This is a genomic window from Clostridium sp. (genome assembly GCF_036569345.1).
In the GTDB taxonomy this organism is placed as follows: Bacteria; Bacillota; Clostridia; order Clostridiales; family Clostridiaceae; genus Clostridium_AD.
The window spans coordinates 1-14,608 of sequence record NZ_DATCQT010000119.1; the positions used below are offsets into that span (position 1 = coordinate 1).

Annotated in this window: 21 protein-coding genes and 1 pseudogene; 10 read left to right on the forward strand and 12 right to left on the reverse strand. The window is 29.2% G+C overall.

Translation table 11 applies throughout. The features are described 5' to 3' along the window. Positions 1 to 514 precede the first annotated feature (514 nt). The 5 genes from VIM70_RS11560 to VIM70_RS11580 form a co-directional block, all read right to left on the reverse strand. On the reverse strand, positions 515 to 1,093 hold the full coding sequence (locus VIM70_RS11560; protein ID WP_331945915.1) for a tyrosine-type recombinase/integrase: 579 nt from the start codon (positions 1,091 to 1,093) through the stop codon (positions 515 to 517). A 243-nt stretch (positions 1,094 to 1,336) separates the two neighbouring features. Then, complete coding sequence (locus VIM70_RS11565; RefSeq protein ID WP_331945916.1) at positions 1,337 to 1,492, reverse strand: hypothetical protein; 156 nt, start codon at positions 1,490 to 1,492, stop codon at positions 1,337 to 1,339. Positions 1,493 to 1,688: 196 nt separating this feature from the next. Next, positions 1,689 to 1,919, reverse strand: coding sequence for a transposase (locus VIM70_RS11570; protein WP_331945917.1), 231 nt, complete (start codon positions 1,917 to 1,919; stop codon positions 1,689 to 1,691). 12 nt (positions 1,920 to 1,931) lie between these two features. Continuing rightward, positions 1,932 to 3,179 (reverse strand): MFS transporter, encoded by a 1,248-nt coding sequence (locus tag VIM70_RS11575; protein ID WP_331945918.1) that lies wholly within the window; start codon positions 3,177 to 3,179, stop codon positions 1,932 to 1,934. Between the two features lie 14 nt (positions 3,180 to 3,193). After that, complete coding sequence (locus VIM70_RS11580) at positions 3,194 to 3,469, reverse strand: hypothetical protein (RefSeq protein WP_331945919.1); 276 nt, start codon at positions 3,467 to 3,469, stop codon at positions 3,194 to 3,196. A gap of 192 nt (positions 3,470 to 3,661) precedes the next feature. On the opposite strand from VIM70_RS11580, the gene VIM70_RS11585 reads away from it, so the two are divergent. Then, on the forward strand, positions 3,662 to 4,054 hold the full coding sequence (locus tag VIM70_RS11585) for a rhodanese-like domain-containing protein (RefSeq protein ID WP_331945920.1): 393 nt from the start codon (positions 3,662 to 3,664) through the stop codon (positions 4,052 to 4,054). 357 nt (positions 4,055 to 4,411) lie between these two features. Here the strand turns inward: VIM70_RS11585 and VIM70_RS11590 are convergent, their stop codons facing one another. Further along, positions 4,412 to 4,798: a DUF302 domain-containing protein gene (locus tag VIM70_RS11590; protein ID WP_331945921.1), complete on the reverse strand. Its 387-nt coding sequence runs from the start codon at positions 4,796 to 4,798 to the stop codon at positions 4,412 to 4,414. 154 nt (positions 4,799 to 4,952) lie between these two features. Then, complete coding sequence (locus VIM70_RS23435) at positions 4,953 to 5,123, reverse strand: thioredoxin family protein (protein WP_414648709.1); 171 nt, start codon at positions 5,121 to 5,123, stop codon at positions 4,953 to 4,955. A 218-nt stretch (positions 5,124 to 5,341) separates the two neighbouring features. On the opposite strand from VIM70_RS23435, the gene VIM70_RS11595 reads away from it, so the two are divergent. Then, complete coding sequence (locus VIM70_RS11595) at positions 5,342 to 5,599, forward strand: metal-sensitive transcriptional regulator (protein ID WP_331945933.1); 258 nt, start codon at positions 5,342 to 5,344, stop codon at positions 5,597 to 5,599. Positions 5,600 to 5,628: 29 nt separating this feature from the next. Here VIM70_RS11595 and VIM70_RS11600 read toward each other — a convergent pair whose 3' ends face one another. Continuing rightward, positions 5,629 to 6,459: an NAD(P)/FAD-dependent oxidoreductase gene (locus tag VIM70_RS11600; RefSeq protein ID WP_331945922.1), complete on the reverse strand. Its 831-nt coding sequence runs from the start codon at positions 6,457 to 6,459 to the stop codon at positions 5,629 to 5,631. 184 nt (positions 6,460 to 6,643) lie between these two features. Here VIM70_RS11600 and VIM70_RS11605 point away from each other — a divergent pair, with 184 nt between their 5' ends. From VIM70_RS11605 to VIM70_RS11625, 5 genes and pseudogenes are all read left to right on the forward strand, one after another. Next, positions 6,644 to 6,874, forward strand: coding sequence for a glutaredoxin family protein (locus VIM70_RS11605; RefSeq protein WP_331945923.1), 231 nt, complete (start codon positions 6,644 to 6,646; stop codon positions 6,872 to 6,874). 152 nt (positions 6,875 to 7,026) lie between these two features. After that, positions 7,027 to 7,731 carry a cytochrome c biogenesis protein CcdA gene (locus tag VIM70_RS11610; protein ID WP_331945924.1) on the forward strand — a complete coding sequence of 235 codons (705 nt, stop codon included), beginning with the start codon at positions 7,027 to 7,029 and terminating at the stop codon, positions 7,729 to 7,731. An 18-nt stretch (positions 7,732 to 7,749) separates the two neighbouring features. Next, positions 7,750 to 8,310 carry a TlpA disulfide reductase family protein gene (locus tag VIM70_RS11615; RefSeq protein ID WP_331945925.1) on the forward strand — a complete coding sequence of 187 codons (561 nt, stop codon included), beginning with the start codon at positions 7,750 to 7,752 and terminating at the stop codon, positions 8,308 to 8,310. A gap of 188 nt (positions 8,311 to 8,498) precedes the next feature. Further along, positions 8,499 to 8,765, forward strand: a pseudogene (locus VIM70_RS11620) (reverse transcriptase domain-containing protein); the annotation flags it as partial. Between the two features lie 176 nt (positions 8,766 to 8,941). After that, positions 8,942 to 9,520: a hypothetical protein gene (locus VIM70_RS11625; protein ID WP_331945927.1), complete on the forward strand. Its 579-nt coding sequence runs from the start codon at positions 8,942 to 8,944 to the stop codon at positions 9,518 to 9,520. 122 nt (positions 9,521 to 9,642) lie between these two features. Here the strand turns inward: VIM70_RS11625 and VIM70_RS11630 are convergent, their stop codons facing one another. The 4 genes from VIM70_RS11630 to VIM70_RS11645 all read right to left on the reverse strand — a co-directional run bounded on the left by VIM70_RS11630 (position 9,643) and on the right by VIM70_RS11645 (position 11,387). After that, complete coding sequence (locus VIM70_RS11630; protein ID WP_331945928.1) at positions 9,643 to 9,861, reverse strand: hypothetical protein; 219 nt, start codon at positions 9,859 to 9,861, stop codon at positions 9,643 to 9,645. A gap of 57 nt (positions 9,862 to 9,918) precedes the next feature. Continuing rightward, complete coding sequence (locus tag VIM70_RS11635; RefSeq protein ID WP_331945929.1) at positions 9,919 to 10,116, reverse strand: hypothetical protein; 198 nt, start codon at positions 10,114 to 10,116, stop codon at positions 9,919 to 9,921. Between the two features lie 538 nt (positions 10,117 to 10,654). Beyond that, entirely contained in the window at positions 10,655 to 11,161 is a 507-nt protein-coding gene (locus tag VIM70_RS11640) for an IS3 family transposase (protein WP_331945934.1), read from the reverse strand. Then, a complete protein-coding gene (locus VIM70_RS11645) occupies positions 11,145 to 11,387 on the reverse strand; it encodes a transposase (RefSeq protein ID WP_331945930.1) in 243 nt (80 codons plus the stop codon). The genes VIM70_RS11640 and VIM70_RS11645 overlap by 17 nt, the downstream gene beginning before the upstream one ends. Positions 11,388 to 11,725: 338 nt before the next feature. Between VIM70_RS11645 and VIM70_RS11650 the strand changes: the two genes are divergently transcribed. The 3 genes from VIM70_RS11650 to VIM70_RS11660 all read left to right on the forward strand — a co-directional run bounded on the left by VIM70_RS11650 (position 11,726) and on the right by VIM70_RS11660 (position 14,330). Then, entirely contained in the window at positions 11,726 to 13,087 is a 1,362-nt protein-coding gene (locus VIM70_RS11650; protein WP_331945931.1) for an amino acid permease, read from the forward strand. An 83-nt stretch (positions 13,088 to 13,170) separates the two neighbouring features. Beyond that, on the forward strand, positions 13,171 to 13,950 hold the full coding sequence (lgt, locus tag VIM70_RS11655) for a prolipoprotein diacylglyceryl transferase (protein ID WP_331945935.1): 780 nt from the start codon (positions 13,171 to 13,173) through the stop codon (positions 13,948 to 13,950). Between the two features lie 17 nt (positions 13,951 to 13,967). After that, positions 13,968 to 14,330, forward strand: coding sequence for a sulfite exporter TauE/SafE family protein (locus VIM70_RS11660; protein ID WP_331945932.1), 363 nt, complete (start codon positions 13,968 to 13,970; stop codon positions 14,328 to 14,330). Positions 14,331 to 14,608 lie beyond the last annotated feature (278 nt).

Below are 14,608 nucleotides of genomic sequence, written 5' to 3' on the forward strand. Positions count from 1 at the left end.
TCCTGATAAAAAGACTCGCAGAAATTATAGAATTACAGATGAAGGGATAAAGCATTTTAATCTTATAAAATTAATATATAAACCATTATTAGATGAATCTCTTGCTATTACTCAAGGGGTATTAAATAAGATATATATTGATAAGTAGTTTTAAACTGATACAATGTCTGTTATGACATTGTCATAACAGACATTGTTAAAAAACATAAAACTGAAATAACCCATTATTATATTATTTGTTTAATATTCAATTTATCGATTTGTTTCTTTCAAAACAAATTCTTACACGTATTACCACCATTAATAAAATTGCAAAGATTCATGAGATCCAATTACATTTTGAGAAATGTAATTGGATCTCATATAAAAGGGGAGAGACGTAAATTAAATTTTGTTTCTCTTTTTTTATTTATAAATATGAGTTTAACACAATAGGAATTATGTTAAACTCACTAACGCTTATATGATAATGTTTTTTTGATTATATATTGTTTTATGCTTTATATTTTACTTTCTACAATAATTTTATGTGATTATTAAGGGCATTTTCTATCTCTTGCGTACTAATACCAATATACTTCTGTGTGATTGATGTATTGGAGTGTTGGAGTAGTTGTCTGACCAATGCTATATTATAATTATTATTAATATAAATTTGAGTTGCAAAATATTTTCTAAAACTATGAGTGCTAATATTCTTAAATCCTAAGTAGTCACAAACTAATTTGAGTTGCTTTTGTATTGCTCTATCACTTAAATCAAATATCTTAGCATTGGATCTTATATTATTCTCAAGGCAGTACATTTTAATATAATTATAAATATCTGTTGGAACTGTAAATGTTCTTTGCTTATCAGTTTTATCCTCGATAATATTTAATCTATATCTATATCCATCATTAATTATACTATTTAGTGTTAACGATAAAACATCTCCAATCCTTAATCCTAGATTAGCTTCTAGAACTAAAATTGTTGCCACTCTATTATTAATTCTAAATTTCTTACCATTTACTGTAAATCCTTCTTTTATAGTTTTAATTATGTTTTCATATTGATTCGTAGTTAACGCTACTGTTTTTTTATTAGGCATAATTTATTACCTCACTTTTAATATATATTCCTATTATATATTAAAGTTCGTATTAGATAAACAAAAAGTTCGTATGTTTTTTTGTGGTATGATAGGATCCAGTAATATAGCTAAAGTTCGTATTTGCACTGTAATACGAACTTTCTATTATGGATGAAAATAGAAAAATTATAATAATCTGAATATTACAAAAACATTTAAAATAAAAGCTTATCGAACAGATGTTATTTGTTCGATAAGCTTTTATATATTTTCTTTATGCAAATTATCTAACTCTACTTTTCTAGATTTTAAATGATATGTTATTACCCCTTCTATAACAAATATAAGTAAACATAATAATATAATGCTTGCCCCCCAAATTAAATTTAGTATTTTTAATATTTCAACTTCTGGCATATAGATTCATCTCCCAAATAATATTTATTTGAAAGTATATCCATTAAAATAGTTTTTATCCATATTTATAAAAGCAGACAGGAATAGATATAAATATTGGCTCTTGCTGTGGCAAGGGCGAAATGATAACAAAAGAAATGTTAAATCGCAAAATTAATTCTCCGCCAGGAGAAAACATTAGAATATCATAAAATGCTTATTTAGGGGAGAGGGAAAGTACGTCTATTTTTAGAAAACAATCAAAGCTTAGGAGGGTTATAGATAATAAAAGTGTACTAATAAGAACTAAAGATTCATTAAAATTATATTTAGAACATACCTCATGTTTTGAAAGACCACTATTTATTAATTCTTCTGCAACCTTTATGCGAAAGTCACCTGTATATTTATTCCGTTTCCCATTACGGTACAAGCGCACCGTTGCCATTGTACCCTCTATTCATTTTTTCATTGATAAGAATACAACAAACATAACTAAAGAAACTAATCCAAAGGTTAAATAGTATCCAAAAATATTTATAAATATTCCACCTGCTAGTGGGAGCAACACCACCAGTATATTCAAACTTCCCCTAATACCAAGATATATGGTTCGTTTTTCATTTGGTGCAATATCAAGAAGATATGGTTCAAACCCAATATTTCTACCACTGGTTATAAAGCCTAGGAGTAAAAACACAATGATATACCATATAGGCCCTAGTGGTTTAATAATCAAGGCTACTACAGGAATCATAGCACCCATAAAAATACAAAGCTTTACTACAGACTTTGAACCGTATTTTCTGGAAACAAAAGCCCAAAGAAAATTAGAGGTTATACTACCACCCACTTGTGCAATCACAAATACGCCTAGATAATCCATATAGTTTGAAAAAGAATTCTTTATGAATACCATATAAAATGGCATAATCATTAAGCTGAAGCTAGTTATATTTTCAATCAATATAAATTTCAAGAAGGGTCTATCACCTTTGAGTATTGCAACTATGTTCTTTACGAAATTACTTTTAATAACCAGATTTTCTTTTTTTATTCTTGAAACTGGTTCTTTGAGCCCGAAAAAGCCCATACCTCCAATCATTAAACCAATGGCTCCTATTGTAAAACCAATTGCATAATTCATGGGAAACTTTAAATTTCCTGGTTTGAAGACCCAAACAATAAAAAATCCTCCAAGTAATGCCGCAATTCCACTAAAGAATTGTTTTGCTGCATAAAGCCCTCCTCGTTTCTCTGAAGGGAGAAGCTTACCAATAATATCTGAATAAGCAATTGATGCAAAGCCTCCACTTATGGAAAAAAGAAAAATCAAAAAATATAAACTCACTAAGGCAACTGTGGGATTGTTTCTTGCAAATAGAAGAGTAACAGCAGCCATGCCAAGAAAACTTACACTTCTCATATATATCCCTAGTATTAGAAATTTTCTTTTTAATGGAAAACGCTGAAGAAAACCACTGAAAATTATATTGAAAACTAAAGGAGCTCCTAGCATAATTGAGTATATGCCACCAAAGGCAACTGTATTGCTGGTTAGATTAGAAATCAAGGATGGGAGCACCGTATTCATTTCTATCATTGACATAGTTAGTGCAAGGAAAAAGCCATGCCATATAAAAGGGATATAAATATTTTTGAAATCTTTATTGCTGGAATGATTTTCAAAGAAGTTTACTATTCGCATTTGATGTCTCCTCCTTACTTAATAAGCATTATAAAGGTCATTATGGTATATAAAATAGTCATAGTCCCAATAATATAAGTCCATCGATGCATTGAACGAGAGGTTTCATTTTCTAGCACGATTTTATACACTTCCGAAAAACAATATAGTTTAAAAATTACAAGCCCAAACTTTTCTATTATCATGTCTAGATCTTTCTTTTTTACATGGGTTAGTCCCACTGTAGCGAAGTATTTTTCCATGTTTTCAATACTGGATTCTTCATGACTTAAAAGTTGTTCTAATGTCATTGTGATGCATCTCCCTATTAAATATTAGAAAATTAGCACATAAATAATTCATATATTTACATATTGCATTTATTAGATATTAATGTTATTATATACCCATACGGGGTATAAGTTAACTAATAATTCTTTAGAAACCAAAAAATATATAGTTCCAGATAAATATTAAAATATAAAATTAAAAGGAGTTAAAATATGAATAATTTATTAACCATAATAACTGTTCTTGTACTAGGATACATGCTTTATCCTAAAATAATGATTAAGTTTAATAAAAATGTAAAAAATGTTTCTAGAGATGAAGCTACTAAGATTATAAAAGAAAACAAAGACCTTATTATTATTGATGTAAGAAGTAAGGGTGAGTTCCAATCAGGACATATAAATGGCTCTAAATTAATGCCTGTCTCTGAAATTGCTTCTAGAATAAATGAGTTAGAAAAATTTCGTGGTAAGCCAATGTTAGTGCACTGTGCATCAGGTGGTAGAAGTCCTAAAGCAGTTAATGTATTATTAAAAAACAAATTTGGCCCAATATATCATATGAATCATGGATTATCTGGCTTTAATGGAAATCTTAAAAAATAGTTATTTAAAAACCTTATGTTCATAATAATGACTGTGTTATAGAAACTATAGCACAGTCACAAACAGCCGATAAATCCTGCATTAATTCTTCAAAACCCGTTTTGTAAAATTCTGAAGTTAAATTTTCTTTTTCTAGAGTTTAAAGATTGAGTTATATTTTTTTCATTACATAATTTAAACTCCTCATAAATAAATTTTTACTAAATATATAGCATACCCATTTATAAGAAAAAGTTCAGTGACAAAGTCACACTCCAGCGGTTTTCTTTAAAAACTCCCTATCGTTTACAATAATCTTACCTCGTAATAATTCCAAGAGTAACAAATTCTCTTTCATCTCAGACTTAACCTTAAATTTTATACTGCATCATCAATAGATTTCTTAAGCACTTTCTCAATATCCTTCGCTATAGATGTAAGTTCTTTATCACCCACCATTTTTATAAGCTCTGTAGGTTTAATCATTCCAATATAAACAGAACCTTTTTTTTCATAAACTACCATTTTACAAGGTAAGAAATATCCTGCTTCAATATTTTTGCTTAATACCTCTTTTGCCTTAACTGGATTACATACTTCTAAAATCTTAAAATTAGTATCAAACTCTAATCCCTTTTCTTTTAGTTTATCCTTAAAATCAAGTTCCCATAATACTCCAAACTTATTTACAGATAAACTCTTCTTTAGGCTTTCAACTGCCTCTCCAAATTTTTTTTCAACCTTCACTTCATATTTAATATTCATACTGTCCTCCACTATTTAGAAATCATAAAATATACTACTATACTTTCTATATTGTTATTTAAACCATATTCACCTACAAATTTAAATATGTATCATTTATATCATTACAATAATTAAGACTTATTATTTTTAATAGCTATATCAGATATTGTATTTACAGGATATATTGTACAACATGTCTTCTTAGTACATTTTGAACTTCTACTTCTCCAAGCACAATATTAGTATGTTTTTTAAGTATTTCTTCAACCCTAGGTGAAATATTCTCGCAGACATTGCAACCATTCGATGAAAAATATACCATGACAAATTTATTTTCTTTTATAAAGCATCAATAGAATTCAATTTATTCATATTTTTTACTCCTTTTAACATTTGATTTTTCAAAGCAAAACCAGATAGTGTATATACGTTACATTATATTCTTATTCTATCAATATTGACGGATATACGAAATATATATATAATTTAACAATACCCATATAGGGTATCGGAGGTGTTAAAATAGATATTGAAAAAAATGGTGAAGATACTAAAAAAGACATCCTTAGGCGCTTAAATAAAATTGAAGGCCAGGTAAAGGGAATTCAAAGAATGATAGAGTCAGAAAGACAATGTGGAGATGTACTAACACAAATCTCTGCAGTTCGTGCTGCTACAAATAAGGTTGGCATTTTGTTATTAGAAAGATATTCTAAAAACTGTATATTAAATTCTATTAATTCAACAGATAATAGTAGTGAAGATGTTCTAGATGAATTTTTAACTACTGTTAAAAGGTTTCTAAAATTCGTAGAATAGATAAAAAAATAAAGCTCCAAATCGGAGCTTTATTTTTCACTTATATTTCTTAAATATTCAATTACACTTTTGCCTGCCATAGCACCTTGCGCCACAGCATTATTAATCTGCATAAGATCGCCAGTACAACCTCCTGCAGCATATACTCCCTTAACATTTGTTTGTTGGTTTGTATCAACAGAAATAGATTCTCCATTAGTAACTAAACCTAATTTGTTAGCAAAATCAACAGTTGCTGCACTTTCATAGGCTATAAAAATTCCATCTACGGCTTCAGTTTTATCATCATTAAAAATAATTTTCTCAAGAAAATCATTGCCCTCTAGTCTCTTTATACCTTTATAGTTTATTTTAAAGCTTTGCTCATATCTCTTAAAATTATCCGTAAGTTCAAGCTCTCTCCCATTAGTGAATATAGTAATATCCTCTGTATAGGCCTTAAGTTCTAAAGCCTCATAAATTGCATAATCCTTAAATCCAAGCACCCCAACCTTTAAGCCATCATAGAAAAACCCATCGCAAGAAGTACAATGACTTACCCCTTTACCTTCAAAATCACTTAATCTATCAACCTTCAACTTTTTATTAGTCTGACCAGTTGCTATGAGCAATGATTTAGCTATAAATTTATTATTTGCAGTAATCACTTCAAAAAAATCACTCTTTTTAATAGAGATAGCCTCTTCTTCTAACATATCTACGCCAAGGGTTACCACTTGAGTTTTTCTTTCTTGTAGTAAGAATTCACAACTATTTATTTCAGCTTTAGCAATTACAAGTGTCTTCAAATTAGCTCTTGAGGTATAAAGTGAAGCTGAAATACCTGCTGGACCTTTTCCAATAATAATCACATCATACATAAAATCACCTTCCTTTACAAAATATATTCATTAATTACTAAAATATCTTATATATTATTTAATTAAGTCAATATAATAATTACTTTTTAGATAATTGTTGCATTTTTAGGATGTATTACATATACTATACCTATAGGGGGTATCAAATACTTACCTAAAAATTGATTTTCTAGGAGGCAATTTTATGTCAATAAAAGTATATTCAACACCCACATGTCCATGGTGTACTATTACAAAGGATTATCTGAGATCTAAAAATTTTGCATTTGAAGATGTTGATGTATCAAAAAACAGAGAAGCTGCTATGGAAATGATAAAAAAATCGGGGCAAAGAGGTGTTCCGGTTATAGATATTAATGGTAAGATTATTGTAGGCTTTGACCAGGCTACAATTGATAAATTAATGAAAGCATAAAGGGAATAGATTTTCCATTAGAGCCACCCAGTTTTTTGTTTTAAAAAACTTAGTGGCTCCTACTTGCTATTCTTGAATTTATTAATAGTTTCATATTTGGGTTTACTTAAACATAATCAATAATATAGAATGAAATTGGAGGTGATTCACTTTTGAAGGATATATCAATATTGTTGGCCTTCTCTGCAGGTTTTCTATCATTTTTGTCCCCATGTGTACTTCCGCTGGTTCCTGCATATGTAAGCTATCTAACTGGTTCTTCAATAGAAGAATTGAAGGATGACGGATCTAAATTTCTTACTTTATATAAGTCCTTTGGATTTGTATTAGGTTTTTCTATTATTTTTATTCTAATGGGACTATCTATAACTTCCCTTGGTAAGTTGCTAATTACCCATAAAGATTTGTTTAGAGAAATTGGAGGAACTCTTATTGTTGTCTTTGGTTTACATACTATAGGAGTATTTAAGATAAAATTGTTCTATCGAGAAAAAAGATTTTTATTGTTTGATAAAGTTAAGGGTCCATTTAGCGGAGTTCTAATGGGAATGGCCTTTGCAGCAGGTTGGACCCCTTGCATTGGTCCTATATTATCCTCAATACTTATCTATGCTGCAAGTATGAATTCTATAGGTAAAGGAGTTTTGCTTCTAGTAATGTATTCCCTTGGGCTTGCAGTTCCATTTATTTTAACTGCTATGGCCATAGGAAGTTTTACGGAACAATTTAAGAAATTCTCAAAATATTTGCCTGTGATTTCAACCATAAGTGGTGTTTTAATGATAATAATTGGAGTTATGATATTCACAAATAAATTAGCAATATTAAGCCAATACATGAATTTTATTAATTTTTAATTAAAGGAGAAAAACTATATGAAAAAATCACTAATAGTACTTATAGCTGTAGTCCTTATAGGTGTTTCAATTATCACTGTAAATACTTATAATTCTTCAAATAAAGGTAAAAACAATACAAAACAAAATGCGTCTACAAAGCCCACTCAAATAAATCCTAATGTCATTAAGACCAAGGCTATTGACTTCAAATTAAAGGATTTAGATGGTAAAGAATTATCTTTAAGTGACTTAAAAGGTAAAAATGTATTTCTTAATTTTTGGGCAACTTGGTGTCCCCCATGCAAAGCAGAAATGTCTGAAATTGAAAGACTATATCAGGAAACAAAAAATTCCGACTTAGTTATTGTGGCTGTAGAAATAGGAGAACCTTTAAGTACTGTTAAATCTTTTATTGATAGTAAAAAATATAATTTCAAAATACTTTTAGATTCTGATCAAAGTGTTGCATCCAAGTATAATATAGCTTCAATCCCTACTTCATATTTTATCGATGTAGATGGAAATATCATTTCTAAAAACATAGGTGGTATGAATATTGATAAGATGAAAACATATATTAAATCTTTAGATAAATAGTTAATTAAAACTTTGTTCGTAAATGAGTGCTTTGTTAAAAGCGCTTTTTTAGTGTGCCCGGCATGGGCGTTTACTCGTCGGTGAAAGTCCGGTACGGAGGCTGATAGTGCCAACCGTTAGCTTAAGATTTGAAAGATACGAAGAAATATGATAAAAGCAGACAACTTCATAAAGAAAGATAAGTGAAGTCAGTAGATGGACTTCTACAACACCTGAAAGAGCATGGACAAGAACTAAGGCAATCATTACTGGAAAATAGATATAGACCTCAAGTAGTAAGAAGGGTAGAAATACCCAAACCTGATGGGGGAATTAGACTACTTGGTATACCTACTGTAGTAGATAGAATTGTTCAACAAGCGATTGCACAAGTTCTAATACCAATATATGAAAAGAAATTTTCAGATAATAGTTATGGTTTTAGACCTTTAAGGAGTGCAAAACCAGCTATAAGACATTGTTCTGGGATGAGAGCAATTGACAATCACTTTGTAAGATTGTCATGGTAGAAAAACAAGAACCGAGGATCGGGTGTAAGTGTACAAACATTAGGAACACTTGACCTTGGTTCTATCTTTCAAAGAAGATAAATATAATTGTACAATAATGATATTAGAAGGGAGAAACATTTATGAACGCATCACTTGAAAATATGGTTGATGATTATATTAATATTAAAATGCAAGAAGATATTAATTATGTAAAACTCTATGAAACAAAAAGTAAAGAACTTAATTATTCGGATTATGTGGATTATGCTGTAGTTTTTTGCCCTGACCACATGTGGATCATAGAATCATTTCGTCTAAAAAATGCGTTAAAATCAGCTGCATTATATATAAAAGCTAATGAAAATAAAATAAATAGCTGCAAGTGTTTTGATGAAATTATTTATTTTTTAAATATGGCTGAAATTAAAAACTTCGACGAATTATCACAGTATGATAAAGCTTTGGCAATGGGTATTTATTTAAATTTAATGCCTGAAAAAGTGTTCATGCATGCAGGACCACGTAGTGCATTGAAATATATATTAGGTACTGAATACAATTTAAAGATAGAGACTTTAAAAGGCACAAACAAAATTGAATATATAAATATATGTGACTTACCATTTGAGTTTCAACAGTTCAAAGGAAATATATATCTAGTAGACAATTGTTTATGCTATATATATTCTCGGCTAAAGAAGAATAAAATGATTAAATAAAAAACATTATATATATATTAGGTATAGGGGGTAGGAGTATCAACTCTATTATATTTTATATATTAGAGTTTTTTGTGCTCATTAGGTTAGTTGTTATTTCCAAATGCCAATAAATAAGATATTTATTTAAAGCGGAAACTAATAAAAGCCTTAAAAAACTCTTCATCACTTTCTTTTAGATATACAAAATTAAATTCTCTAAAAATCTTAAGTCCTTTAATAGATATTATTTGTATTATACCTGATACTACTTCTTTTTTTATTGTTTCTTTTGATATTATAGAATATCCTAAATTTGCTTCTAGAAGAGACTTTATAGCCGTTATGCTACCTAATTCCATATAAGGTTTAAAATCCTTCAAATCATAGCCGATTTCTAAAAGTTTAATTTCAAAAATCTATCTAGTCTCTGAGCCCTTTTCTCTTAATATTAGCTTCCCTTTTAAAACTTCATCTAAAGTTATAGATTTATATTTGGCAAACTCATGTAAATGTGATACAGCAAGCACCAATTCATCATCTTTATATTTTATAAACGTAAATTTTTCTTTATGAAAGATTTCTTCTATTAGGGGTGGAGCCAACGGAACCGACAAAACCCACTTTAAGGAATATAGTTCCATAAGTCTTCGTTTTCGGTACTTAAATATAAGCCTTAGAAATAGTCACTTTATACGTGATTTTCAGTTCCAAAACTATTACCAAAAACAAAGTATCAAAACAACTCTAATATATCCTTTATGGTACTTATTTTTAAATATTATTTGTTTAACGTAGGCAAAAGTCACGTTCTATATCCATTTTATGTCTTAAAGTGGGTTTGGTCGGAAATGTTGGCGCTACCCCAAAAACAAAGTATCAATCGACTATCATTTAACGTTTTCAGTACTATTTAATTACTATTTAAGTGAGATGATAGCATGAAAATAGGTACGCACTGAAGACCAAAATTTATATAGGCAAATAGATATATATAGTCTGCTGTGTATTTAGTTCTTCTAGACATAAAAATGCTCTCCTTTCCAGTAACAGATTTTTATTATTTAATCTGTCACTTTGAATTGAACCCCAAAAGTTGAACAAATATATTTCATGTATGTGACCAGTAGTTTAATATAACTTCTGGTCGTTATTTTACGCTACTGTTTTTCTATAATTAATTGGACTTAACCAATTCAAACTTTGTTTGATTCGATCATTGTTATAGTATTTGATATATTGAATTAATTCCATCTTTATTTCTTCCATTGATGTAAATTCTCTTATATACAATAGCTCAGTTTTTAAAATACTAAAAAAGTTTTCTACTACTGCATTATCATGACAGGTTGCTTTACGTGACATACTTTGTTGAATTCCTTTTGCTATTAATTTATTTCGATATGATTTTTGTTGATATTGCCATCCCTGATCCGAATGCAAAATAAGCTTCATGTTATCGGGGATATTTCTAAAAGCCTCTTCCAATGTATGATTAATTTGCATCATATTTGCATGGTCATTAAGATCATAACTAATAATTTCACGATTATATAAATCCAGAATTACTGATAAGTATGTTTTTTGCCCACAAAATGAAATTTCACTGATATCCGTTACCCATTTCTGATAAGGTTTGTCTGCTTTAAAATTCTTTGCCATTTTCAATATAGAGTGTTTTCCATCTAAGAACTAAAGATTCATTAAGATTGTATTTAGAACATACCTCATGTTTTGAAAGACCACTATTTATTAATTCTTCTGCAACCTTTATTCGAAAGTCACCTGTATATTTATTCCGTTTTCCATTACGAGGTACAAGTGCACCGTCGCCATGTAACTCTTGAATTTTTTCCCATCCTCGTATTTGTTTGGGGTGCGACATCATATTTTCTTGCTAGAGCATTGTGTGAGCCATTATTAGCTTTCTTCCATTCATCAAGTATTTCTAAACGCTTTTCAAGTGTGTATTTTACTTTCAAAAAAATCACCTCTTCTATAAACAATTATAATACTTTGTCCAATAAAAGGGGTGCAGTTCACTTTAAGGGGAGCATATCATCAAATAGGATACTTCTTTCTATTTTATTTAAGAAAAAACAAAATTAAAGTAATTAGTACTCGTCTGCCACCGTCTTTAGCGATTTAGTTCAATATCCTTTTAACGAACTTATATTTTTTAAATATGGGTATACTATCTTTATAAAAATAAAGTGGGTGAATTTTATGAAGGATAGTAAATTAGAAAACATAAATAGCTATAATAAATCAAACAAGCAACTTAATGCTTATAGCCTTGCAGGAATAGGAATAGGAGGAATAATCGGTTCAGGCTTCTTTCTTGGCTCAGGTATAGCTATAAAAGAAGCAGGGCCATCAATAGTCTTGGCATTTTTTCTTGGAGGAATTATAATGTCACAGGTGCTGGGTGCAATGACTAGTATAAGTATAAATCGACCTGTTACTGGTTCCTATCGTGTATATACGGAGCAGTTTTTAGGTAAGTTTGCAGGATACTTATTAGGTTGGACAATTTACATATCAGGAGTTCTTGGTACAGCTTCAGAAGCAATTGCAGCAGCAGTGTTTTTAAAATACTGGTTTCCAAACTTATCTGTGGCCTTACTTGCATTTTGTATGGTTTCATTAGTTATTTTAATAAACATGCTTCAAATGAAGTATTTTAGCTATCTAGAGTCTGGTATGGCAGTAATAAATATATTAGTATTGGTAGCATTTTTAGTAATCGGTATAACATTTTTATTCTCCAATGGTATTCAAGTAAAGCCTTTCCCTTTTGCTAGTTTAAAAAACTTTTTTCCAAATAACATCTCAGGACTTATAAATTCGATGTTAATTGTAGTTTTCACTTATTCAGGAATAAGCACTATAGCCATGGCTACATCTGATGTAAGAAAGCCCAGTGTATCAATACCGAAAGCTACGGTAATCGTAACTGTGGGAGTTGTTTCTCTATATACCTTAATAATGCTTATAATTGTCTTAACCGTAAACTGGAATTTTATAAATACAAATTCTTCTCCTTTAATTCAATCACTTAACGCTATGAATATGAACTGGGCTTCAGAAGTTATTAATGCAATAATACTTGTTGCAACCACTTCAGTTATGATTGGTAGCTATTACAAGTGCAATAAAATGCTTATTTCATTATCTGAAGCGAGAGAGGCTCCTTTAATTTTTGATAAAAAAACAAAAAAAGATTTTTATTTAAACGCTTGGATTTTGACTGGAATAATCACGCTTTTAGTTGTAATGCTATCATATTTCTTAAATACTACACTGTTTAGTTATCTTCTTTCAGCTTGTTCATATTTTTCGTTTTTTAACTGGATAATTAACTTAATAGTTTATATTATTTGGTTGAAAAAGCGAAGTAGTAATGAGACCTATACTTCGCCACTTATATATGGAAGATTAGGTGCATATGGAACAATTGTTGTTATATTGATACTTTTTGTTATGAGCCTTCAAGTTCATGATTTTAGAATAGGTTTCTATTCTGCAGCAGTAATAACTATTTTAATCAGCATGTCATATAAATTGAAAACATCACTTCAACAATGAGAAGATCAGTAGTGGAAACCATTTTTAATATATAATTACTTGCTAAATGGGGTAATTATATATATACTTTATTTAAAAATAGTATTAGGAGTGATGGTATGAACCCAGTAGCATTTTATGTGTTTGGATTTAGTATAAGGTGGTATGGAATATTTATAGCAACGGGAATGGCGATAGCTATAACATTATTACAATATACCTGTAAATATAGAGATGTAAATTTTGACTCTCTTTTAGATATAGTGCTTATTTCTCTACCAATCGGTATTATAGGTGCAAGACTATATTATGTTGCTTTTGATTTTAATAACTATAGAAATAATTTATTGGATATATTCAATATTAGAGGTGGCGGACTTGCAATTCATGGTGGAATTCTATTTGCGTTAGTTTCTGCATTTATAATTGCAAGGCGTAAGAAGATGAGCTTTTTTAAAATGGCAGATGTTACTGCGCCTACAATTATTATTGCTCAAGCAATTGGAAGATGGGGAAATTTTTTTAATTCAGAAGCCCATGGAGGTCCTGTATCTTATAATTTTATAAAAAAATTTCCACACTTCATACAACAAGGTATGCATATAGACGGAATTTATTATCATCCTACTTTTTTATATGAATCTATATGGGATTTTACTGTGTTTATAATACTAATGATTATTTTAAGAAAGACTAAAAAAGTTGGAATTGTATTTTTTACTTATGTAGGTTTATATTCTATTGGAAGATTTTTTATAGAAGGACTAAGGACAGATAGTTTAATGTTTGGTTCTTTCAGAATTGCTCAGCTAGTAAGTTTATTTGGAATAGTAATCTGGATGGCATACTTAATTTTATCTAAGAATAAAAAAACAGAGATTTAATATGTGGGAGGAATATGATGACAAGTACTATATTGTTTGTTTTGATAGGAATTGTCGCAGGAATATTAAGTGGAATGTTTGGTATAGGTGGAGGAATTGTAATTGTACCTGCATTAATGTTTTTATGCAGATTTAGCCAGCTAAAAGCCCAGGGAACTTCCTTAGCAATATTGTTGCTACCTGTTGGTATATTTGCTTTTATTGAATATTATAAAAAAGGTCAGGTTAATGTTCAGGCTGGTATTCTAATAGTAATTTTTTTAGTAATTGGGTCGGTGTTTGGAGCGAAACTAGCACAAAATCTTCCTTTAGGTGTATTAAAAAAAAGCTTTGGTATATTAATGCTTTTAATATCTCTTAAAATGATATTTTCAAAATAAAATAATATCTTGTTTACTGCTAGATAAGAATACATGTTATTAAGCATAAAAAGAGATGATCCCATTTAGAATTACAAACTATTATATAAAAGGCATACAACATAATATTAAATTATATTGTATGTCTTTTGTATTTTGGCAAATGATAAATAGAAGAAAACACATCATTACTTTTTCTTGAAGGACATTTTAAAATTATACATATTTAATATACTATTTAAATAGTATATTAAATATGTATAATTTTAAAATGTCCTTCAAGAAAAAGTAATGATGTG